Annotated in this window: 34 protein-coding genes; all 34 read right to left on the bottom strand. The window is 67.2% G+C overall.

Annotated elements, in window-relative coordinates:
- Positions 1-394: 394 nt before the first annotated feature.
- Complete coding sequence (locus OG711_RS23805) at positions 395-1,054, bottom strand: adenylate kinase (protein ID WP_073792862.1); 660 nt, start codon at positions 1,052-1,054, stop codon at positions 395-397.
- A complete protein-coding gene (secY, locus tag OG711_RS23800; protein ID WP_073792863.1) occupies positions 1,054-2,367 on the bottom strand; it encodes a preprotein translocase subunit SecY in 1,314 nt (437 codons plus the stop codon). Before secY ends, OG711_RS23805 begins: the two co-directional genes overlap by 1 nt.
- A 187-nt stretch (positions 2,368-2,554) precedes the next feature.
- On the bottom strand, positions 2,555-3,010 hold the full coding sequence (gene rplO / locus OG711_RS23795) for a 50S ribosomal protein L15 (protein WP_073792864.1): 456 nt from the start codon (positions 3,008-3,010) through the stop codon (positions 2,555-2,557).
- Between the two features lies 1 nt (position 3,011).
- Positions 3,012-3,194 (bottom strand): 50S ribosomal protein L30, encoded by a 183-nt coding sequence (rpmD, locus tag OG711_RS23790; protein WP_073792865.1) that lies wholly within the window; start codon positions 3,192-3,194, stop codon positions 3,012-3,014.
- On the bottom strand, positions 3,194-3,799 hold the full coding sequence (gene rpsE, locus OG711_RS23785; RefSeq protein WP_055564834.1) for a 30S ribosomal protein S5: 606 nt from the start codon (positions 3,797-3,799) through the stop codon (positions 3,194-3,196). The genes rpmD and rpsE overlap by 1 nt, the downstream gene beginning before the upstream one ends.
- Before the next feature lie 41 nt (positions 3,800-3,840).
- Positions 3,841-4,224 (bottom strand): 50S ribosomal protein L18, encoded by a 384-nt coding sequence (gene rplR, locus OG711_RS23780; protein ID WP_073792866.1) that lies wholly within the window; start codon positions 4,222-4,224, stop codon positions 3,841-3,843.
- Positions 4,225-4,227: 3 nt separating this feature from the next.
- Positions 4,228-4,767 (bottom strand): 50S ribosomal protein L6, encoded by a 540-nt coding sequence (gene rplF / locus OG711_RS23775; protein ID WP_073792867.1) that lies wholly within the window; start codon positions 4,765-4,767, stop codon positions 4,228-4,230.
- A gap of 21 nt (positions 4,768-4,788) precedes the next feature.
- Positions 4,789-5,187 (bottom strand): 30S ribosomal protein S8, encoded by a 399-nt coding sequence (gene rpsH / locus OG711_RS23770; RefSeq protein ID WP_073792868.1) that lies wholly within the window; start codon positions 5,185-5,187, stop codon positions 4,789-4,791.
- Between the two features lie 236 nt (positions 5,188-5,423).
- Complete coding sequence (locus OG711_RS23765; RefSeq protein WP_003956452.1) at positions 5,424-5,609, bottom strand: type Z 30S ribosomal protein S14; 186 nt, start codon at positions 5,607-5,609, stop codon at positions 5,424-5,426.
- A gap of 5 nt (positions 5,610-5,614) precedes the next feature.
- On the bottom strand, positions 5,615-6,172 hold the full coding sequence (rplE, locus tag OG711_RS23760) for a 50S ribosomal protein L5 (protein WP_073792869.1): 558 nt from the start codon (positions 6,170-6,172) through the stop codon (positions 5,615-5,617).
- Positions 6,172-6,495, bottom strand: a complete 324-nt coding sequence (rplX, locus tag OG711_RS23755) for a 50S ribosomal protein L24 (protein WP_073792870.1) — start codon at positions 6,493-6,495, stop codon at positions 6,172-6,174. Before rplX ends, rplE begins: the two co-directional genes overlap by 1 nt.
- 2 nt (positions 6,496-6,497) lie before the next feature.
- On the bottom strand, positions 6,498-6,866 hold the full coding sequence (gene rplN, locus OG711_RS23750) for a 50S ribosomal protein L14 (protein WP_003998823.1): 369 nt from the start codon (positions 6,864-6,866) through the stop codon (positions 6,498-6,500).
- Between the two features lie 106 nt (positions 6,867-6,972).
- Entirely contained in the window at positions 6,973-7,257 is a 285-nt protein-coding gene (gene rpsQ, locus OG711_RS23745; protein ID WP_073792871.1) for a 30S ribosomal protein S17, read from the bottom strand.
- A complete protein-coding gene (gene rpmC / locus OG711_RS23740; RefSeq protein WP_073792872.1) occupies positions 7,257-7,481 on the bottom strand; it encodes a 50S ribosomal protein L29 in 225 nt (74 codons plus the stop codon). The genes rpsQ and rpmC overlap by 1 nt, the downstream gene beginning before the upstream one ends.
- Entirely contained in the window at positions 7,481-7,900 is a 420-nt protein-coding gene (rplP, locus tag OG711_RS23735) for a 50S ribosomal protein L16 (RefSeq protein ID WP_033319640.1), read from the bottom strand. Before rplP ends, rpmC begins: the two co-directional genes overlap by 1 nt.
- A 3-nt stretch (positions 7,901-7,903) precedes the next feature.
- Positions 7,904-8,749, bottom strand: coding sequence for a 30S ribosomal protein S3 (rpsC, locus tag OG711_RS23730; protein WP_073792873.1), 846 nt, complete (start codon positions 8,747-8,749; stop codon positions 7,904-7,906).
- On the bottom strand, positions 8,749-9,096 hold the full coding sequence (rplV, locus tag OG711_RS23725) for a 50S ribosomal protein L22 (RefSeq protein ID WP_073792874.1): 348 nt from the start codon (positions 9,094-9,096) through the stop codon (positions 8,749-8,751). Before rplV ends, rpsC begins: the two co-directional genes overlap by 1 nt.
- A 52-nt stretch (positions 9,097-9,148) precedes the next feature.
- Positions 9,149-9,430 (bottom strand): 30S ribosomal protein S19, encoded by a 282-nt coding sequence (gene rpsS, locus OG711_RS23720; protein WP_003948639.1) that lies wholly within the window; start codon positions 9,428-9,430, stop codon positions 9,149-9,151.
- 14 nt (positions 9,431-9,444) lie between these two features.
- The gene (rplB, locus tag OG711_RS23715; RefSeq protein ID WP_073792875.1) at positions 9,445-10,281 is read right to left on the bottom strand and encodes a 50S ribosomal protein L2; all 837 of its coding nucleotides are present in this window, start codon (positions 10,279-10,281) and stop codon (positions 9,445-9,447) included.
- A gap of 38 nt (positions 10,282-10,319) precedes the next feature.
- Positions 10,320-10,736 (bottom strand): 50S ribosomal protein L23, encoded by a 417-nt coding sequence (gene rplW, locus OG711_RS23710; protein ID WP_073792876.1) that lies wholly within the window; start codon positions 10,734-10,736, stop codon positions 10,320-10,322.
- On the bottom strand, positions 10,736-11,392 hold the full coding sequence (gene rplD, locus OG711_RS23705) for a 50S ribosomal protein L4 (protein ID WP_073792877.1): 657 nt from the start codon (positions 11,390-11,392) through the stop codon (positions 10,736-10,738). The genes rplW and rplD overlap by 1 nt, the downstream gene beginning before the upstream one ends.
- Before the next feature lie 7 nt (positions 11,393-11,399).
- A complete protein-coding gene (gene rplC / locus OG711_RS23700) occupies positions 11,400-12,044 on the bottom strand; it encodes a 50S ribosomal protein L3 (protein WP_073792878.1) in 645 nt (214 codons plus the stop codon).
- Between the two features lie 17 nt (positions 12,045-12,061).
- Positions 12,062-12,370, bottom strand: a complete 309-nt coding sequence (gene rpsJ / locus OG711_RS23695) for a 30S ribosomal protein S10 (RefSeq protein WP_003948644.1) — start codon at positions 12,368-12,370, stop codon at positions 12,062-12,064.
- A 499-nt stretch (positions 12,371-12,869) separates the two neighbouring features.
- A complete protein-coding gene (locus OG711_RS23690; protein WP_329560293.1) occupies positions 12,870-13,670 on the bottom strand; it encodes a hypothetical protein in 801 nt (266 codons plus the stop codon).
- Positions 13,660-15,447 carry an alpha/beta hydrolase gene (locus tag OG711_RS23685; RefSeq protein WP_329560291.1) on the bottom strand — a complete coding sequence of 596 codons (1,788 nt, stop codon included), beginning with the start codon at positions 15,445-15,447 and terminating at the stop codon, positions 13,660-13,662. The genes OG711_RS23690 and OG711_RS23685 overlap by 11 nt, the downstream gene beginning before the upstream one ends.
- A gap of 7 nt (positions 15,448-15,454) precedes the next feature.
- Positions 15,455-15,913 carry a hypothetical protein gene (locus OG711_RS23680; RefSeq protein ID WP_266516453.1) on the bottom strand — a complete coding sequence of 153 codons (459 nt, stop codon included), beginning with the start codon at positions 15,911-15,913 and terminating at the stop codon, positions 15,455-15,457.
- Between the two features lie 306 nt (positions 15,914-16,219).
- Complete coding sequence (locus OG711_RS23675; RefSeq protein ID WP_329560289.1) at positions 16,220-16,417, bottom strand: DUF397 domain-containing protein; 198 nt, start codon at positions 16,415-16,417, stop codon at positions 16,220-16,222.
- Positions 16,414-16,626 (bottom strand): DUF397 domain-containing protein, encoded by a 213-nt coding sequence (locus tag OG711_RS23670; protein ID WP_329560287.1) that lies wholly within the window; start codon positions 16,624-16,626, stop codon positions 16,414-16,416. Before OG711_RS23670 ends, OG711_RS23675 begins: the two co-directional genes overlap by 4 nt.
- A gap of 12 nt (positions 16,627-16,638) precedes the next feature.
- Entirely contained in the window at positions 16,639-16,848 is a 210-nt protein-coding gene (locus OG711_RS23665) for a DUF397 domain-containing protein (protein WP_329560285.1), read from the bottom strand.
- On the bottom strand, positions 16,845-17,054 hold the full coding sequence (locus OG711_RS23660; protein ID WP_329560284.1) for a DUF397 domain-containing protein: 210 nt from the start codon (positions 17,052-17,054) through the stop codon (positions 16,845-16,847). The genes OG711_RS23665 and OG711_RS23660 overlap by 4 nt, the downstream gene beginning before the upstream one ends.
- Positions 17,051-17,926 carry a helix-turn-helix domain-containing protein gene (locus tag OG711_RS23655; protein ID WP_329560283.1) on the bottom strand — a complete coding sequence of 292 codons (876 nt, stop codon included), beginning with the start codon at positions 17,924-17,926 and terminating at the stop codon, positions 17,051-17,053. Before OG711_RS23655 ends, OG711_RS23660 begins: the two co-directional genes overlap by 4 nt.
- Before the next feature lie 164 nt (positions 17,927-18,090).
- Positions 18,091-18,606, bottom strand: a complete 516-nt coding sequence (locus tag OG711_RS23650; RefSeq protein WP_329560282.1) for a DUF6879 family protein — start codon at positions 18,604-18,606, stop codon at positions 18,091-18,093.
- Positions 18,607-18,734: 128 nt separating this feature from the next.
- Complete coding sequence (locus OG711_RS23645) at positions 18,735-19,028, bottom strand: hypothetical protein (RefSeq protein ID WP_329560281.1); 294 nt, start codon at positions 19,026-19,028, stop codon at positions 18,735-18,737.
- 298 nt (positions 19,029-19,326) lie between these two features.
- Positions 19,327-20,580 (bottom strand): methyltransferase, FxLD system, encoded by a 1,254-nt coding sequence (gene fxlM / locus OG711_RS23640; RefSeq protein ID WP_329560280.1) that lies wholly within the window; start codon positions 20,578-20,580, stop codon positions 19,327-19,329.
- Positions 20,581-20,739: the final 159 nt, after the last annotated feature.

The raw sequence follows: 20,739 nt of genomic DNA, 5'->3' as shown, positions 1-20,739 counted from the left end.
CCCCTGAGCGCACTTGTCCCCGTGCGGGTACGCCCGTGGTGCCCAGGTGTCGACCTCTGAGCGCACCCGCTCCCGTGCGGGTACGACGGGGGGCGCAGTTCCCCGCGCCCCTGAAGGGGCCCCGCACCCGACGGACAACAGCAAGAGGCACGATCAAGGGGCGCGGGGAACTGCGCAAAACCACGAGCGACCCGCACCCGGCGAACAAACCGGCACAAGGCACCACCGGGCCCGAAGGGGCGCGGGGAACTCCGCAGGGGACGCGAGCCGCCCCGCACAGGGCGAACCGCGGGGGCGAAACGGAACCGGGCCCCGGCCCGGACGCACACTGGGGGAAACCAGGTGCACCGGACCGAGGCCCAGGCAGAACACAGGCGGCGGGTACCGACAGGTACTACGCCGCTTCGCGGCTCCGAAGAGCCTCCATCGCCCGCCCCGTCACATCCTCGACCTTCCCGAGCGCGGAGATGGTCACGACCAGCCCCTGCTCCCGGTAGAAGTCGATGATCGGCTCGGTCTGCGTGTGATAGACCTCCAGCCGCTTGCGCACGGTGGCCTCGCTGTCGTCCTCCCGCTGGTACAGCTCCCCGCCGCAGACGTCGCAGACGCCTTCCTTCTCGGGTCGCTTGTACGTCACGTGGAAGACGTGGCTGGAGTCCTTGCGGCAGATACGGCGGCCGGCGATCCGCTTGACCACCTCGTCCTCGGGGACCTCAAGATCCAGGACCGCGTCCAGCTTCATGGACTCGGCCTTCAGGGTCTCGTCGAGTGCTACGGCCTGGGACACGTTCCGGGGGAAACCGTCGAGCAGGAATCCCCGCTCGGCGTCCGGCTGTTCCATACGGTCCTTGGCCATCCCGATGGTTACTTCGTCCGGCACCAGGTTGCCCGCGTCCATGAACGCCTTGGCCTGCTTGCCGAGCTCCGTGCCCTGACTGATGTTGGCACGGAAGAGGTCGCCCGTGGAGATGTGCGGGATCGAGAGGTTCTTGGCAAGGAACGCGGCCTGCGTACCCTTGCCCGCACCGGGCGGCCCGACGAGGACGATTCGCATCAGCGGAGGAACCCTTCGTAATTGCGCTGCTGGAGCTGGCTCTCGATCTGCTTCACCGTCTCAAGGCCCACGCCGACGATGATGAGGATGCTGGTGCCGCCGAACGGGAAGTTGGCGTTTGCACCGAAGCCTGCCAACGCCATTGTTGGCACCAGAGCGATCAGCCCCAAGTACAGCGAACCCGGCCAGGTGATCCGGTTGAGTACGTAGCTCAAGTACTCAGCGGTCGGTCGGCCAGCCCGGATGCCCGGGATGAAGCCACCATACTTCTTCATGTTGTCCGCGACTTCCTCGGGGTTGAACGAGATAGCCACGTAGAAGAAGGCGAAGAAGACGATCAGCAGGAAGTAGGTGACCATGTAAATCGGGTGGTCACCGGTGGTGAGGTTCCGTTCGATCCATGTCTTCCACTCCGACTGCCCGCCGGCGAACTGTGCCACGAGTGCCGGGATGTACAGCAGTGACGAAGCGAAGATGACGGGGATCACACCCGCCTGGTTCACCTTGAGCGGGATGTAGGTGGAGGTACCGCCGTAGGACCGGCGCCCGATCATCCGCTTCGCGTACTGCACCGGGATACGGCGCTGGGCCTGCTCGACGAAGACGACCAGGCCGACCATGACGAGGCCGACCAGGATGACGGTGCCGAACTCGATCCACCCGTCCGCGAGCGAACCCTCTTCCTTGATCGTCCACAGGGCGGCCGGGAAGGTGGCGGCGATCGAGATGAACATCAGGATCGACATACCGTTGCCGATGCCGCGGTCGGTGATGAGCTCACCGAGCCACATGACGACGGCCGTACCGGTCGTCATGACGATGACCATGGTGATGGTCACGAAGATCGACGGATCAGGAACGATCTCGTTGGCCCGCTGACAGCCCTGGAACAGGGTGCCGGTGCGGGCGGTGGCCACCAGACCCGTGCCCTGGAGGATGGCGAGCGCGATCGTCAGGTAACGGGTGTACTGCGTGATCTTCGCCGTACCGGACTGGCCCTCCTTCTTCAGGGCTTCGAGCCGGGGGATGACCACGGTCAGCAGTTGAAGGATGATGCTCGCCGTGATGTACGGCATGATGCCGAGCGCGAAGATCGTGATCTGGAGCAGCGCGCCGCCGCTGAGCATATTGACGAGCCCGAAGAGGCCCGAAGTCGATTTGGCCTGATCAACACAGAACTGGACGTTCTCATAATTCACACCGGGAATCGGGACATGTGTGCCGATCCGGTAGATCACGATGATGCCGAGCGTGAAGAGCAGCTTCTTGCGCAGGTCGGGCGTCTTGAACGCCCGGGAGAACGCGCTGAGCACGGTGCCTCCTGCGACCCCCGCGCGCATGCGTCAGAGGTGACGGTCTTGAGGTTCGACGAATGGCTAAGGATCAGACAGACAACAGCGCTTGCCACCTTACCGGCGACCGCACTCCCCTAGGAACGACCAACCGGGGATACCCCTTTTGTGGAGTATCCCCGGTGGGATCGTTCAGGTCATCCGAGACTCAGACGAGCTCGGTGACGGTACCGCCGGCGGCGGCGATCTTCTCCTTGGCGGAGCCGGAGACGGCGTCAACCGTCACCGTCAGCGCCACGGTGATCTCGCCCTGGCCGAGGACCTTGACGAGGCTGTTCTTGCGAACGGCACCCTTGGCGACCAGGTCGGCAACGGTGACCTCACCACCCTCGGGGTAGAGGGAGGTGAGCTTGTCCAGGTTGACGACCTGGTACTCGGTCCTGAACGGGTTCTTGAAGCCCTTGAGCTTCGGGAGACGCATGTGGAGGGGCATCTGGCCACCCTCGAAGCGCTCCGGAACCTGGTAACGGGCCTTGGTGCCCTTCGTACCACGACCGGCCGTCTTACCCTTCGACGCCTCACCACGACCGACACGGGTCTTCGCGGTCTTGGCGCCGGGGGCGGGACGGAGGTTGTGGACCCTCAGCGGGTTCTGCTCCGCCATGTCAGTCGACCTCCTCGACCGTCACGAGGTGGCGGACGGTGTGAACCATTCCGCGGAACTCGGGGCGGTCCTCCTTGACGACCACGTCGTTCAGGCGCTTGAGCCCGAGCGAACGCAGGGTGTCACGGTGGTTCTGCTTGCTGCCGATGTACGACTTCTTCTGCGTGATCTTGAGGCGAGCCATTACGCACCCGCTCCCGCACGAGCACGCAGCAGGGCCGCGGGGGCCACATCCTCAAGGGGCAGACCGCGGCGGGCCGCGATCTCCTCGGGACGCTGGAGACCCTTGAGGGCCGCCACGGTCGCGTGCACGATGTTGATCGCGTTGTCGGAGCCGAGCGACTTCGACAGGATGTCGTGGACGCCGGCGCACTCCAGGACGGCGCGCACCGGACCACCGGCGATCACACCCGTACCCGGGGAAGCAGGCTTGAGCAGGACGACGCCCGCAGCCTTCTCGCCCTGGATCGGGTGGGGGATGGTGCCCTGGATACGGGGGACCTTGAAGAAGTGCTTCTTGGCCTCCTCCACACCCTTGGCGATGGCGGCCGGCACCTCCTTGGCCTTGCCGTAACCGACACCTACGGTGCCGTCACCGTCGCCCACCACGACCAGCGCGGTGAAGCTGAAACGACGACCACCCTTCACAACCTTGGCGACGCGGTTGATCGCGACGACGCGCTCAACGTACGCGGTCTTCTCGGCAGCAGCGTTGCCACCGTCACGACCCTTCCGGTCCCGCCGCTCGCCGCCACCGGCACCGCCTCCGCGGCGCTGGGGTCCAGCCATGGGAATTACCTCTCTCTGTTTCCGCTAGCTACGAGGGCCGGCTAGAACTTGAGCCCGGCCTCGCGGGCGGCGTCGGCCAGGGCAGCGATGCGCCCGGCGTACTGGTTGCCGCCGCGGTCGAACACGACGGTCTCGACACCGGCGGCCTTGGCGCGCTCGGCGACGAGGGAACCGACCTGCTTCGCCTGGGCCGACTTGTCGCCCTCGGCACCACGGATGGTGGTGTCCAGGGTCGACGCCGACGCCAGGGTGTGGCCCTTGAGGTCATCGATGACCTGGGCCACGATGTGCCGGTTCGAACGCGTGACGACGAGTCGCGGACGCTCGGCCGTACCGGAGACCTTCTTGCGGATCCGGATGTGGCGGCGCTTGATGGCGGCGCGCTTGTACGCGTCACCCTTGGCGATCTTCGTACCGTATGCCATGGCTTACTTACCCGCCTTTCCGACCTTGCGGCGGATGACTTCGCCCTCGTACTTGACGCCCTTGGCCTTGTACGGGTCGGGCTTGCGAAGCTTGCGGATGTTGGCCGCGACCTCGCCGACCTTCTGCTTGTCGATGCCCTCGACCGAGAGACGGGTCGGGGACTCCACCTTGAAGGTGATGCCCTCGGGCGCCTCGACCATGATCGGGTGGCTGTAGCCCAGCGCGAACTCCAGGTTGGAGCCCCGCGCATGGACGCGGTAACCGACACCGCTGATTTCGAGCTTCTTCACGTAACCCTGGGTCACACCGGTGATCATGTTCGCCACCAGCGTGCGGGACAGGCCGTGCAGGGCCTTGTTCTGACGCTCGTCGTTGGGGCGGGTGACGCTCAGAACGCCGTCCTCACCCTTAGCGATGTCGATCGGCGCGACGACGGTGTGGGAAAGGGAGCCCTTGGGACCCTTAACCGAGACCGTCCGGCCGTCGATGGTGACGTCCACGCCGGCGGGAACCGTGATGGGGAGCTTGCCAATACGCGACATTAGCTATTCCTCCGTTCCCGACTACCAGACGTAGGCGAGGACTTCCCCACCTACGCCCTTCTTGCCTGCCTGCTGGCCGGTGAGGAGCCCGTGCGACGTGGAGATGATGGCCACGCCCAGGCCGCCGAGCACCTTCGGCAGGTTGGTGGACTTCGCGTACACCCGGAGACCGGGCTTGGAGATCCGCTTGATGCCCGCGATGGAGCGCTCACGGTTGGGGCCGAACTTCAGCTCCAGGACGAGGCTCTTGCCGACCTCGGCGTCCTCGACCTTCCAGCCCGTGATGAAGCCCTCCTGCTGGAGGATCTCCGCGATGTGCGACTTGATCTTGCTGTGCGGCATGGCCACGTCGTCGTGGTAAGCCGAGTTCGCGTTCCGCAGACGGGTAAGCATGTCTGCGATCGGATCAGTCATGGTCATGAATTGGCCTTCGGCCTCTCTCGCCGGGGTTTCCTGTATGCGCCATCCCTCTCCCCACACTGGGGCGGGACGGGTGCGGCGCGGGGACCTACGGCGTAGTAAGCGTTGTCAGCGGGCCACTGGGACCCGCATGCGTACGGGCGGCAGACGCCCAACCCTCCCAGCCTAAGCCATGGAGAGCGGGGCATCTGCCTGCCCCATGCCTACCGAGAGCGTCCGGTGGTTCCTGAGAGGAACTACCAGGAGCTCTTGGTCACACCCGGCAGCTCGCCACGGTGGGCCATCTCACGAAGGCACACGCGGCACAGGCCGAACTTGCGGTAGACGGAATGCGGACGACCACAGCGCTGGCAGCGGGTGTACGCGCGCACACCGAACTTGGGCTTGCGGGCGGCCTTGGCAATGAGAGCCTTCTTCGCCATCTCGCTCACGCCTCCTTGAAGGGGAAGCCGAGGTGACGAAGGAGCGCACGGCCCTCAGCGTCGTTGGTCGCCGTGGTGACCACGGTGATGTCCATACCCCGGACGCGGTCGATCTTGTCCTGGTCGATCTCGTGGAACATGACCTGCTCCGTGAGACCGAAGGTGTAGTTGCCACGGCCGTCGAACTGCTTGGGGGACAGGCCGCGGAAGTCGCGGATACGCGGGAGCGCCAGCGACAGGGTGCGGTCCAGGAACTCCCACATGCGGTCGCCGCGCAGCGTGACGTGCGCGCCGATGGGCTGGCCCTCACGCAGCTTGAACTGCGCGATGGACTTGCGGGCCTTGGTGACGGCCGGCTTCTGGCCGGTGATCGTGGTGAGGTCCTTGATGGCACCCTCGATCAGCTTGGAGTCGCGGGCGGCGTCGCCCACACCCATGTTGACCACGATCTTGACGAGGCCCGGCACCTGCATGATGTTCTCGTGCGAGAACTCCTCACGCAGCTTGCCGATGATCTCCTCGCGGTACTTCGTCTTGAGCCGCGGAATGGTGGTGGTCGTCATCAGATGTCCTCACCCGTCCGCTTGGCAACGCGGATCTTGTTGCCCTCGTCGTCGAAGCGGTAACCGACGCGGGTGACGACCTTCTGGCCATCCTTCTCCACCACGAGCTGAACATTGCTCACGTGGACAGGGGCCTCGGTGGTCACGATGCCACCGGCCTGCGAACCGCGGGCCGTGGGACCGGCCTTGGTGTGCTTCTTGACCCGGTTGACACCCTCGACGAGAACACGGTCCTCACGGGGGAAGGCCGCGATGACCTTGCCCTGCTTGCCCTTGTCCTTACCGGTGATGACCTGAACCAGGTCGCCCTTCTTGATCTTCATACTTACAGCACCTCCGGCGCGAGGGAGATGATCTTCATGAACTTCTTCTCGCGCAGCTCACGGCCGACCGGGCCGAAGATACGGGTGCCGCGAGGGTCGCCGTCGTTCTTCAGAATGACGGCGGCGTTCTCGTCGAAGCGGATGTACGAGCCGTCGGGACGGCGGCGCTCCTTGACGGTGCGAACGATGACGGCCTTGACGACGTCACCCTTCTTCACGTTGCCACCGGGGATCGCGTCCTTGACGGTGGCGACGATGACGTCACCGATGCCCGCGTAGCGGCGACCGGAGCCACCGAGAACACGGATGCAAAGGATCTCCTTCGCCCCCGTGTTGTCGGCGACGCGCAGTCGCGACTCCTGCTGGATCACGTCTATCTCCTGTTTGTCTGCCGGTTCCCGGCGAGCTCCGTAAGTCGATTCACGGAGCTCGCCGAGCCTGGCGGAACTGGACTCGAAGGGTTACCCCTTCAAGCGATTACTTGGCCTTCTCAAGAATTTCGACGATGCGCCAGCGCTTCGTGGCGGACAGCGGCCGGGTCTCCATGAGGAGGACACGGTCGCCGACGCCCGCGGCGTTCTGCTCGTCGTGCGCCTTGAGCTTGTTGGTACGGCGGATGACCTTGCCGTACAGCGCGTGCTTGACGCGGTCCTCGACAGCGACGACGACGGTCTTGTCCATCTTGTCGCTGACGACAAGGCCCTCGCGGGTCTTGCGGAAGCCGCGTGCGGCGTTCTCTTCAGTCACGTTCTTCTCGCTCATCAGGCGTTCTCCACCGTCTCGATGCCGAGCTCACGCTCACGCATGAGGGTGTAGATCCGGGCGATGTCCTTGCGGACGGCCTTGAGCCGACCGTGGTTCTCCAGCTGGCCCGTCGCCGCCTGGAAGCGGAGGTTGAACAGCTCTTCCTTGGCCTCGCGGAGCTTGTTGAGGAGCTCCTCGTTGCCCAGCTCGCGCAGCTCGGACGCCTTGGTACCGACCGACATCACGCTTCACCTGCCTCGCGCCGGACAATGCGGCACTTCATCGGAAGCTTGTGAGCAGCGCGGGTAAGCGCCTCACGCGCAATCTTCTCGTTCGGGTAGGACAGCTCGAACATCACCCGACCGGGGTGAACGTTCGCGACCCACCACTCGGGGGAACCCTTACCGGAACCCATGCGGGTCTCGGCGGGCTTCTTCGTCAGCGGACGGTCCGGGTAGATGTTGATCCAGACCTTGCCGCCACGCTTGATGTGACGGGTCATCGCGATACGAGCGGCCTCGATCTGCCGGTTCGTGACGTACGCAGGCGTCAGGGCCTGGATGCCGTACTCACCGAACGCGACCGTGGTGCCGCCCTTGGCCTGACCACGCCGCTTGGGGTGGTGCTGCTTGCGGTGCTTGACCCTACGGGGGATCAGCATGGGTCAGCCCTCCGTTCCGGTGCTCTCAGCGGCCGGAGCGGCGGTCTCGGCGGGAGCCTCGGCCTTGGGAGCCTCGGCAGCCCCACCGGACTGCTGCTGCGGCCGACGGCCACGGCCGCCCCGCTCGCCACCGCGGCCACCACGGCCGGCCGGGCGGTCGGCGCCACCACGGGCCGGGCGGTTGCCGGCACGGGCGGCGGCGTTCTCGGCGCGGACCTCGGCGATGTTCTTGACGTCGCCCTTGTAGATCCAGACCTTCACACCGATACGGCCGAAGGTCGTCTTGGCCTCGAAGAAGCCGTAGTCGACGTTCGCACGGAGCGTGTGCAGGGGCACACGGCCCTCGCGGTAGAACTCCGAGCGGGACATCTCGGCGCCGCCGAGACGGCCACCGCACTGGATCTTGATGCCCTTGGCGCCCGCCTTCATCGCCGACTGCATGCTCTTACGCATGGCGCGGCGGAAGGAGACACGGGAGGACAGCTGCTCGGCGACGGCCTGGGCCACCAGCTGAGCGTCCGTCTCCGGGTTCTTGACCTCAAGGATGTTGAGCTGGACCTGCTTGCCCGTGAGCTTCTCGAGGTCACCGCGGATGCGGTCGGCCTCGGCGCCACGGCGGCCGATCACGATGCCCGGACGCGCGGTGTGGATGTCCACGCGGACACGGTCACGGGTGCGCTCGATCTCCACCTTGGAGATACCGGCGCGCTCCATGCCGGACGTCATCATCCGACGGATGGCGACGTCTTCCTTGACGTAGTCCTTGTACAGCTTGTCGGCGTACCAGCGGGACTTGAAGTCCGTGGTGATACCGAGCCGGAACCCATGCGGGTTAACCTTCTGGCCCATTACCGGGTTCCTTCCTTGCTGCTGACGACCACGGTGATGTGGCTGGTCCGCTTACGGATCCGGTAGGCGCGGCCCTGGGCACGCGGCCGGAACCGCTTCAGGGTCGGGCCCTCATCGACGTACGCCTCGCTCACGACGAGCGAAGTGGCGTCCGTGTGGTCGTAGTTGTGCGCGGCGTTGGCAATGGCGCTGTCCAGCACCTTGCCGACCGGCACGCTCGCGGCCTGCGGGGCGAAACGCAGGACCGCCTGAGCCTCCGTGGCATCCATGCCACGGATGAGGTCCACCACGCGGCGGGCCTTCATGGGCGTGACGCGGATGTACCGCGCCTGGGCCCTGGCTTCCATGGTTGTCCCTTCAGTGTCTGACACGTTCGTCATAGGTCGTTGCACCCCGCGCTTAGCGGCGCTTCGACTTCCGGTCGTCCTTCACGTGACCCCGGAAGGTGCGCGTCGGCGAGAACTCGCCGAGCTTGTGGCCGACCATGGACTCGGTGACGAACACCGGGATGTGGGTCTTGCCGTTGTGCACCGCGATCGTGTGGCCGAGCATGGCCGGGACGATCATCGAGCGACGGGACCAGGTCTTGATGACGTTCTTGGTGCCGGCTTCGTTCTGTACGTCCACCTTCTTGATCAGGTGGTCGTCGACGAAGGGCCCCTTCTTGAGACTGCGCGGCATCTGAAAACCCGCTCCTAGCGCTTCTTGTTCGTCTTGCGGCGGCGGACGATGTACTTGTTCGACGCCTTCTTGGGCGAACGAGTACGGCCTTCCTTCTGACCCCACGGGGAGACCGGGTGGCGACCACCGGAGGTCTTGCCCTCACCACCACCGTGCGGGTGGTCCACCGGGTTCATCGCCACACCGCGAACGGTCGGGCGGACGCCCAGCCAGCGCTTACGGCCGGCCTTGCCCCAGTTGATGTTGGACTGCTCGGCGTTGCCGACCTCGCCGACGGTGGCGCGGCAGCGCACGTCGACCAGGCGGATCTCACCGGAAGGCATACGAAGGTGGGCCATCGCGCCCTCCTTCGCCAGCAGCTGCACGGAGGCACCGGCGGAGCGGGCGAACTTGGCGCCGCCGCCCGGACGGAGCTCGATCGCGTGGATCGTGGTACCGACGGGGATGTTACGCAGGGCAAGGTTGTTGCCCGGCTTGATGTCGGCCCCGGGACCGTTCTCGACGCGGTCGCCCTGCGACAGGTTGCGGGGGGCGAGGATGTAACGCTTCTCGCCGTCCGCGTAGTGCAGCAGCGCGATGCGCGCGGTGCGGTTGGGGTCGTATTCGATGTGCGCGACCTTCGCCGGCACGCCGTCCTTGTCGTGCCGACGGAAGTCGATCACTCGGTAGGCGCGCTTGTGTCCGCCACCCTGGTGGCGAACGGTCACACGACCGGCGTTGTTACGGCCGCCCTTGCTGTGCAGCGGGCGGACCAGCGACTTCTCCGGCGTGGACCGCGTGACCTCGACGAAGTCGGCGACGCTGGACCCACGACGGCCCGGAGTCGTCGGCTTGTACTTGCGGATACCCATTTCTCAGTCCTCGTCCGATATCGGACCAAGGCGCTCCGTTAGGAGGCCTGGCCGAAGATGTCGATACGGTCGCCCTCGGCGAGGGTCACGATGGCGCGCTTGGTGTCGGCGCGCTTGCCGAAACCGGTGCGGGTGCGCTTGCGCTTGCCCTGGCGGTTGATCGTGTTGACCCCGGTGACCTTGACCTCGAAGACCGCCTGGACGGCCTGCTTGATCTGGGTCTTGTTGGCACGCGGGTCCACGACGAACGTGTACTTGTTCTCGTCGAGAAGCGCGTAGCTCTTCTCCGAGACGACCGGCTTGAGGAGCACGTCACGGGGATCCGTGAAGGACTTGCTCAGCGGGGTCTCGACGGTGTTCTTGCCCTCCGTGGCGTGGCGCTTCGCCTTGGCGAGGCGCGCGGCCTTGGCGGCCTTGGCCGCCTTGGAGGCAATGCTCGGGTGACGCGTGGCCATCAGGCGTCGCTCCCTTCGGTCTCATCGGCCGTGGTGGGGCCAGACACGAAGGACTCGAAGGCGGCCTGCGTGAAGACCACGTCCTCGGAGCGGATCACGTCGTACGTGTTCAGCTGGCCCGGCTCCAGGATGTGCACCTGGGGCAGGTTGCGGGCGGACAGCCACGCGGCCTCGTCGGCCCGCTCGACGATCAGGAGCAGGTTCTTGCGCTCGCTGATCTTGCCGAAGAGGGTCCTCGCGGCCTTCGTGGAGGGGTTGTCGCCCTCAAGCACGCCGGTGACGACGTGGATACGGCTGTTGCGGGCCCGGTCGGTGAGGGCACCGCGCAGGGCGGCGGCCTTCATCTTCTTCGGGGTCCGCTGGGAGTAGTCACGCGGCTGCGGGCCGTGGACGACGCCACCGCCGACGAACTGCGGAGCGCGGGTCGAGCCCTGACGGGCGCGGCCGGTGCCCTTCTGGCGGTAGGGCTTGCGGCCACCGCCGCGGACCTCTCCGCGTCGCTTGGTCTTGTGCGTGCCCTGGCGGGCAGCGGCCAGCTGGGCGACAACGACCTGGTGGATCAGCGGAATGCTGACCTTGGCGTCGAAGATCTCCGCGGGGAGTTCGACGGACCCGGCCTTGTCGCCTGCGGGCGAAAGGATGTCAATGGTGCTCATCGTTACCTCAGGCCCCCTTGGCCGCTGTGCGGACCAGGACGAGGCCGCCGTTCGGACCGGGGACCGCGCCCTTGATGAGCAGCAGACCCTTCTCCGCGTCAACGGCGTGGACGGTCAGGTTCTGGGTGGTGACCCGCTCGTTGCCCATGCGACCGGCCATGCGCAGGCCCTTGAAGACCCGGCCGGGGGTGGCGCAGCCACCGATGGAACCGGGCGAGCGGTGCTTGCGCTGGGTGCCGTGTCCGGCGCCGAGGCCCTTGAAGTTGTGACGCTTCATGACACCGGCGAAGCCCTTGCCCTTGCTCTTGCCGGTCACGTCGACCTTGATGCCGGCCTCGAAGGTCTCGGCGGTCACTTCCTGGCCGAGGGTGTACTCACTGGCGTCAGCGGTACGGATCTCGACGAGGTGGCGGCGAGGGGTGACGTCGGCCTTGGAGAAGTGGCCCTTGAGGGGCTTGTTCACCTTGCGCGGGTCGATCTCGCCGAAGGCGATCTGGACCGACTCGTAGCCGTCGATGTCATTCTTACGGACCTGGGTGACAACGCAGGGTCCGGCCTTGACCACGGTCACGGGGACGACACGGTTGTTCTCGTCCCAGACCTGGGTCATGCCGAGCTTCTCGCCCAGGATGCCCTTGATCTGCTTGGTCATCTCGTTACACCGACCCCTCAGAGCTTGATCTCGATGTCGACACCGGCCGGGAGGTCGAGTCGCATCAGAGAGTCAACGGTCTTGGGCGTCGGGTCGAGGATGTCGATCAGGCGCTTGTGCGTGCGCATCTCGAAGTGCTCGCGAGAATCCTTGTACTTGTGCGGCGACTTGATGACGCAGTACACGTTCTTCTCAGTGGGCAGCGGCACCGGGCCCGCGACCGACGCACCAGTACGCGTCACCGTCTCGACGATCTTCTTCGCCGAGGAATCGATGACCTCGTGGTCGTAGGCCTTGAGCCGGATGCGGATCTTCTGTCCCGCCATGGCTACTTGGTAGTCCTGTCTCTAGTGAACGCTCTGGAACCCGGGGGGCTGTGAAGCGGTCCTCTTCTCCGACCCACGCGGTCGGGTGTGTCGCGGTCTCACCAACATGAATCTCCCTGGAAAAGGGAGTCCCTGCGAGAGACACGCGGTCACGGACCGCGGGCCGGGGATGAAAACCACCCACCGGGCGCCTGGCCGGCACCTCACTGACACTTCCCGAAAGATTCCCGTACGTCCGCCCCAGCGCTGCCCGAAAAGGCAGATAAAGGCGACGAGTACTGTGGGACTCGCTTCCGGTCCTCCCGGCGGGAGGCGCGCAGCATCGATACTCAACCGAGCAACCCGGATAGTCTGCCACACGGGCCCTCGCCCTGGCCAATCGAGCCGTAGAGGGTACCCCAGGTCACAGACGGCTACGCACGAGGACGCACCGGGTCACCGCCGGACCCGCACGGACGGCCCCTGACCAGCCCCTGAGCCGTCCGGAAGCCCGCTCCGGTCAGAACCGGTCGACATTCTCCCCCTCGGGCACCCGGTAGCAGCCGGAGACCACGGTGACGGAGAGCGCGGGCGGCTCGTTCCTCGCCAGATGGACCACGTTCACACTGAACTTCCGCTCGTCGTGGTCGGCGGTCAGATTCAGGTTCTTGTTGCGGCTGGTGTCCCGCTCGTACTGGACGATCTTCCAGCCCTGCTCGGGCAGCCGCTCCCGCAGCCGCTCCATGACCCCGTCGAGCTGCTTGCCCGACGCGGGGGTGAGGCTCCAGGGGTGCCGCATCTGGAAGTGGGTCTCCCGGTCCTGGCCGTCCCCGCACTCACCGACCCGGGGCCCCGGCTCGGTGACCTTGCCCTTCACCCCGATGAGGTCCAGCAGATCGCTGGAGACCTTCCGGGTGTCGCGGGTGGCGTCCTCGACGCCGCTGGTCCCCGCGGAGGGGACGGGGGCGTCGGTCTTTCCGGAGTCGTCCATGCCGCATCCAGTGATCGTGGTGAGTGCGAGTGCGAGGGCGGGCGCGAGGGCTCGCGCCCGCGGGGACCGGCGGAGCCGTGGGGTGCCGCCGGGCCGTGGGGTGCCGCCCGACCGGGGGCCGCCGCCGGGCTCGGCGCTGCCGGGCCGGCGGGTGCTGCCGGTCCAGGGGCTGCCGCCGGGCCGGGTGCCGCCGACGGCCCGGCGGAGGCTGTCGGTCCGGCGGGTGCTGTCGGTCCAGGGGCTGCCGCCGGGCCGGGTGCCGCCGACGGCCCGGCGGAGGCTGTCGGTCCGGCGGGTGCTGTCGGTCCGGCGGAGGCTGTCAGTCCTCAAGCTTCACGTTCCCGTGTTGTCCGGCGACGACCTGGGCCTGGTTCCACAGGCTGGTGGTGCCGGATTTCCAGTAGTCGCTGTGACCCTCGGTATCGGTGGTCATCTGATTGGCGCCGAACGCCTCGTCGCTGGGGATGAGCCATACCCCGCCGCCGAGCCGCCACTCGCTGCCGCCGTGACCGTAACGGCCGATGTCCGGCACCACGTCCCCGGGCGCCTCCTGGTTCCACACCCGGCCCTCGGGCACGTCCATCCGTTCGGCGGAGCCCACCTGGACCCCCGGGCTGCCCGCGAAGACCACGTCGTCGGCGTTCAGCTCGCCCTGCCGGGCGGCCGAGCCGATCAGCGTCGTGCCGTACGAGTGGCCGATCGCCGTGGTGTGCCCGGGCCCGTCGGCGGTCCGGGAGGCGTCGAGGCCGTCCAGGAACTGATTGAACGCGGGTGCCCCGTCATCGGCGTAGTGCCCGAACGGGGCGTCCTTGACGATGTCCTGCGGGGCGTCGTACCCGAGCCAGGTGACGGTGGAGACGGAACCGCCCTGGGCGGCGGTGCTGGCGTCCTGCCAGAGGTTGGTCATCCGGCCGATGTCCCCGCCGATGCTCCCCAGGTTGGACGTGGTGCCCGGCACGAACACCGCCGTGTGGTCGGCCGTGTCGGGGTTGCCGTTGGCGACGATCGCCCGGCCGTTCTCCTCGGCGCTGAAGCCCAGCAGATACGCCTCCGGCAGTCCGCCCACCCCGGTCGACGCGAACCGGTCCTCGATGCTCTCCATGCCCTTGATGGACTGCTTGAGCTGCGCGTACTCGTCGCCGTACTTCTTCTCCCACGCCATGTACTCGTCCGTCTGCACCTTGACCGGCATCCGTCCGCCGTTGATCCAGGTGTACCGCTCGGCCGGTGGCGGCGGGATGGCGCCGAACGCCACCTGGTACTGCCCGTGCTTCTGGGCGAGCACCGTACGGTTCGCCTCGTCCCGGACATCGGCGGGCAGCCCGTCCAGCGCGCCCACGCTCGCCGGGTTCATCGCGAGGTAGGCGTCCCGCTGCTCGTCGTCCAGCCCCTTCCACCAGCGCGCGTTGTCCTCCGGCGAACCGCCCTTGGGCGGGTCCTTCAGCGTGTCCAGATACGGATCGGCCGCGCTCCGCACCCCGCCGGCGTCCGAGGCGGTGTCCGACCAGTCCCGCGCGGACACGGTCAGATCGTCGTCGGCCTTGAGCGCGCGCAGTTTGGGCGCCCACTTCTCGTCGGCGGCCGTCGCCTCCTTGAGCGCGGTGGAGATCCGGTCGGCGATCTCCTGGGCGAGGGCGGCGTACGGGTTGCGGCTGAGGTTCGCGGCCTGCCGCCCGAGGGCCTGCGCCTGCGGGGAGGTGAACCCTGCGGTCGAACCCCCGTCGGGTGTCTTCCCGTCGACCTTGTCCGGCCCCGGCGGATACGTCACGGACCCGTCCGGGTTCACGGTGAGCTTGTTGGCCCCGGCGTCCGCGAGCGCGGCGTCCAGCTTCTGCTTGGCGGCGGCCATGTCGAAGGCGAAGCCGTTCAGCGCGGTGCTGATCACCGCGCACTGGTTCTGCGTGTACTGGAAGTTCCGCTCGACTTCCTGGAGTTCGCCCTGCGCGGACTTCGCGGCGTCGCCTTCCAGGGCTTTGCGCATCCCGGCGGCGACGGTGTTCGCGATGTGGTCCTTCGAGGTCTGTGCCATGTCCGCGAGGGCCCGGTAGCCGTCGGCGGCACCCTCGTACTCGGCGGGCTTCAGCGTCTTCAGGGTCTGGAGGTCCACTCCCCCGTCACCGTCCCTTCGCCGGGTCGCCGCCGACGGCCTCGGTGTCGGCGTGCGCCCGCTTCAGCGCGTCGACCTCGGACTTCACGCCCTGGTCGGTGGTGAGCTGGTCGTGCCCGACCTGCTCCATGATCTTCTGAAGGCTCGCGCAGCGTTCACCGACGGCCTCGGCGTACTTCTTCCACGAGGCGTGCACGTCCTTCTGCGCGGCGGCGGTGAGACATCCGTCGGTCGCCCCCAGCCCGCTCTGCCCGTCCTCCAGCTTGCCGACCGCGGTGCTGACGCTGGTCCGCAGCGACCCGACCCCGTCGCCCGCCGCGATCCACGCCTTCTTGCTGGACTTCAGCCCCCCGGTGACGGCACTGGGCCCCTCACCGGGTTCGACGGGCACCCCGTTGAGCTGTGTCCCCGTGGACTGCCGCTCGGCGACCCCCGCCTTGATCCGGTCCCACTCGTCCCACGCCACGCGAGCCCTCCCCCTCCACGGCAACGCACCACGGCCCTCGCACAGCACCTCGCCATGGCCGGTTCTTGCCCCCGGACCTTACCGGTGAGGTCAACTCTCGGTGCCCATGGGCTACTTAGTTCACTTGAGTACGGGTACTCATGCGGGGCCGCTGCGCTGGGCTTGTTCGGGGGTGGGTGGCGCGGAGCGGTGGGTGGCGCGGTGCGGTGCGGTGCGTGGCGTGGCGTGGCGCGGTGCGGTGCGGTGCGTGGCGCGCACGAGGAAGGCCCCGTCGGGGACGGGGCCGTTCGGGTGGCGCGGGTACGTTCAGCGGGACGCGGCGTACGGGACGAAGTCGGCCCAGGCGGTGCGGGTGAACCCTAGGCGGGGGCCGGAGGTGTCCTTGGAGTCGCGGACGAGTACGGCGTGGGGGGTGTCTGCGATCTCTATGCAGTCCTCGCCGTTGCTGCTGTCGCTATAGCTGCTCTTGAACCACGTCAGGTCGGATGCGGTCGTGCTGTTCACTCGCGCCCCCTCTTGCGAGTCTGGGCCGTGAACACGACGAAGTCTGCCCAGGCCCCGGGCGGGAACCCGAGGCGCGGCTGGCGAGCCCTCTTGGAGTCACGGACCAGTACGACATCACCGCTGACCGCGACCTCGACGCATTCGCTTCCGCTGCTGCTTTCGCTGTAGGTGCTCTTGCGCCACGCCGGGTTGCTCTGTCCGTGGACCACAGACCCTCCCGATCAGCGTTCGACAGCGTACGGAACGAAGTCCGCCCAGGTGGTCCGTGTGAACCCGAGGCAGGGGCCGGACACGTCCTTGGAATCGCGGACGAGCACGGCGTCAGAGGCCGCTGCGACCTCGACGCACTCACTACCGTCGCTGCTGTCGCTATAGCTGCTCTTGAACCACGCCAAGCCCGCGTCACACCCGGCGACCGGCCTCCGGCTCATGACTCAGAGGCATACGAGACGAAGTCCGCCCAGGTGGTTGGCGCGAAGCCCAGACGCGGGCCGGAGACGTTTTTGGAGTCCCGGACCAACACGGCACCGAGTACGTCCGCCACCTCGACGCAGGTGTCACCCTCGCTGCTGTTGCTGTAGCTGCTCTTGAACCACGCCAGCTCAGCACCATGCCGGTCAGTCGGCTTGTGGATCATGTCTCTCCCAACACATCCTTGATGTACGCCAGCGACTCCCGCGGTGTGAGAGCCTGCGCCCGGATGATCCCATACCGAAGTTCGATGATCCTGAGCCGACGAGGGTCCGAGACCGGACGCCCGGCAAAGGCACCGTCCTGCCGTCCCACGCCAGAGCCATCCCGAAATCGAAGAGTCTGCAACTCCCCACCCATCCCGGCGTTGTCTTCGGTGGCCGTTGGCATGACCTGTATTTCCACGTTCCGCAACCGCCCCACCTCCAACAGATGTTCGAGCTGCCCTCGTAGCACCATTCTGCCCCCGATCGGGCGGCGAAGTGTCACCTCTTCCAGGACAAAGCTCAGCTCAGGCGCGGGAGAGCGCTCGAAGATCGAATGCCGCGCCATTCTGCCCGCGACCATGCGTTCGACCTCGTCAGGCGAATACGCAGGGCGTCTCGTGCCGATCAGCGCCCGCGCGTACTCCTTCGTCTGAACCAAGCCGTGCAGGTTGTGATTGCCGTAGGCGCACAGCTCCGCCGCCTGCGCTTCCATCCTGGCCAGATCTCGAATCTTCTTCGGATACTGGGCCGCCGCCAAGTCCTCCTTCAGGGCTGCGAGCTTGCCGCCCGCGCGAAGCACAGCGTCGACCTTGTCGAGGTACTCGGGGCGGGCGATCCGTTCGCCCCGCTCGATCTTGCGGACCAGGTCCTCGCCGTATCCCACCGCGTTGGCGAAGTCCACGACCCGCATCCCGGCGCCCTCGCGCCACCCCTTCATCCGGCTGCCGACCATACGGACGACCGGCGCGATCTCGTCCTCCGGGTCGACCTCCCAGCCGTCCTCGTCGCCCGCGCCCGCCGCTTCCGCCGCATCCGTTGTCCCGCTGTCCACCCAGGCACCTCCGCCCGTACAGGTCCCGCTTCTCAGCCAACACAGCACACCAATAGGCCAGTTACCGTGCGTGCGGCCAACGTCACGCACAGGCTAAACGCAACCACTGACACGAGGTGGCGTGAACGGAGAAAGCGCTGTCCTTCAGATGAACCCCAGTGCCGTCAGAGCGCGAACTGTGCGTGTGGGGTCGCGAGGGCCCACACGTTCTCGAACGCCGTGGCGCAGAGCTCCACGATGGTGAGCTCGTCCACCATCTCGTCCTTGACCACGGCCCCGTCACCCGAGAAGTGGTGGACGCGCAACAGAGTGCCGTCGAACAGCCAGAAGTCGTTGCCCGGGAGCGAAAGGCCGGTTGCCGCCCTCCGGGGCAGCCACCGGACCTGCTCACCAGCGGTCACGTTGGCGTGGGTGACGTAGTGCTCCCAGCGGATGTACTCGCTCACTGGCTCCGAGACGATCCGGGCACGTCGGACGGTCACACCTCGGGCGACCGTGTCGGCGATCAACTGGTCATACGGGTGCCACCACGACGCCTGGTCCGCCCAGTCGATGCGCTCTCCACATCGCCATGCTTCGAACCGCTCGGTGGCCGCGTAGGAGTCACGCATCTCCAGGTGGACGGCAGAGCGCCGGGTAGCACCGAGGAGTTCACCGAAGCTGGGCGCGTTCGACGGCATCAAAGCCTCCCTGATCGCGGGGACCACCCGGGCGGAGTCCGGAGGTTCGCTTCATTGTCAGGCGCTGCGACCACCTGACGCCCGCCCCACTACTTCCGAACGTTAGGCAGTGGGGCTGCCTGTCGGTGTCACGACAGCGGTGATGCCTCCACCGGTGGTGGCGCGGGGAACACAGCCGGGGTCGCCATGCTGTTCTGGTCCAGCGCGATCTCGTCCAGCTCGACGCGGCGAACGAGGACACCAGGGAAGTCCTCGAACCGCGCCAAGGCGTTCGCCACGGCGGCGTCGAGGGATTCGGCGGGGATCGCGCAGAGGAAGGCCGAGCGGCCTGGTCCCTCGGTCAGCCCGATCTCGCCGTCCGCGAACCTGTCCAGCCCGTCGAGGAAGTCCTTCTGCTCCGGCGTGAGCGGCTCGGAGAGCACGAGGGTGAAAGCCCACTGCGGCCTCGGCGGAAGTCTCCGAGTCCCATGCCACCACGTTCTACGCACCCGCGACGGGACAGGCGGTCGAACCCGGCGGCAAAACGCCCGAACGAGCGATGCCCGGGTCCTCTGGTGTCGACGCCCAGCAGCCCCGTCCGCTTCATGGATTCGGGTTGCCGACTGCCCTCACCGTCCGGACGATCACCACGCCGCGTACCCATCGCGGCCCTTGCACCGCCAGTGGGACCAGGTCAGCCGCGACGGAGTGTGCGGCAGAGTGCCGTCGACGGCGTCCACATCACGCCCAGGTGATGACGATCCGGTTGATCGGGTTGTCGAAGGCGAAGCGGCCCGGTTTCGGAGGGAGCGGCGGGGCGTCGAGGGAGTGGATCTCGAAGGTCACCTCACGACCACGAAAATCCTTGTCCCAGATGCGCATCTCCTCGGCGACCTGTTCGGCCAGCTTCTTGCCGCCGGGGCCGTGGCCGATGGCGCCGGCTTCGTAGAGCTGGCCGCCGTCCTCGGCGAGGTCGGCCTTGCGCAGGGTCAGGTAGGCGAGACTGCCCTGTTCGGCCACCGCCATGGGGCGGAATCCCTCCCGGAGCAGGGCGGCACCGGCAGCCGCACGGTTGACCTCCATCCGGCTCAGGGCGTTCTCCATGGCGCAGGCGAGCCACAGCCACATGAATTCCGGCGACTCCGGGCCCCGGAACGTCACCTCGGACCACACCTCGCTGCCCGGCTGGTCCAGCACACCGCGAAGGGATTCCTCGTCGGCCTCCTGCTCCTGGTTGAACTGGAGCCGGACGGCGTCGTCAGAGGTCAGCGAGACGATGCGGCGGGGGTCGTCGGCGATGCCCGCCCGCAGGGGCATGAAGGTGCACATCTCGCTGCGGACACTGCGCCAGTGCCCGTCACCGTCCCGTTCGAAGGCGACGGCGCGGGAGACACTGCCGCGCAGACGCAGCGGTACGACGAGACGGCCGTCGGGGGCGAGCTGGTCGAGCCACGCCTGCGGGATGCCGTGGGCACCGACCGTGGCGACGATCCGGTCGTAGGGGGCTCCGCCGACGTGGCCGGCCGCTCCATCGCCGAGGACGACAGTGACGTTGTGCACTCCGGCCTTCTCGATGGCGGCTCGGGCGCCGTCCACGAGGTCTTGGTCGACGTCGAGTGTGGTGACGTGCCCTTCGTCTCCGACGAGGTGGGCAAGGTACGAGGCGAACAGGCCACTGCCTGCTCCCGATTCCTCGATCCGCATGCCGGGCTGTGCCTGGGTGAGTTCGAGCATCAGCCCGTTCACCGAGGGCTGCGACACCGCGCTGATCGACGCACCCGTGTCGTCGAACTTGGTGTGGACAGGCGTGTCGGCGTACGCCTCCTCCAGAGACGCGGAGGGCTTGAACTGGCGAACGAACACATCGCGGGGCACGGCCCGGACCGCTGCGTCCACGGAATCGGTTGCCACGGTGCCCTGCTCGCGCAGGCTGTCGGCCAGTTCGTCCCGCAGGCGAGCGGCAGCGGTGGTGTCGTCGGTGCTGGTGTGATTCACCTCGTTGAGGCTAGTTCCGGTGCCGGTGCCGCTGGAGCCACTCTGGCTGTACCGGATCAAGCCCGGCGAGATCCGTGGTCGGACCGCAAGCTGCCGCCCCGACCTCGGTCGGCCCGCCCAGGTAGCGGAGTCCTTCGACGCTGCACGGGATGAGCTGAG

The organism is Streptomyces uncialis (assembly GCF_036250755.1).
Classification (GTDB): Bacteria; Actinomycetota; Actinomycetes; order Streptomycetales; family Streptomycetaceae; genus Streptomyces; species Streptomyces uncialis.
The sequence above is the reverse complement of the archived record's forward strand: the minus strand, read 5'-3'. Positions and strand labels throughout refer to the sequence as shown.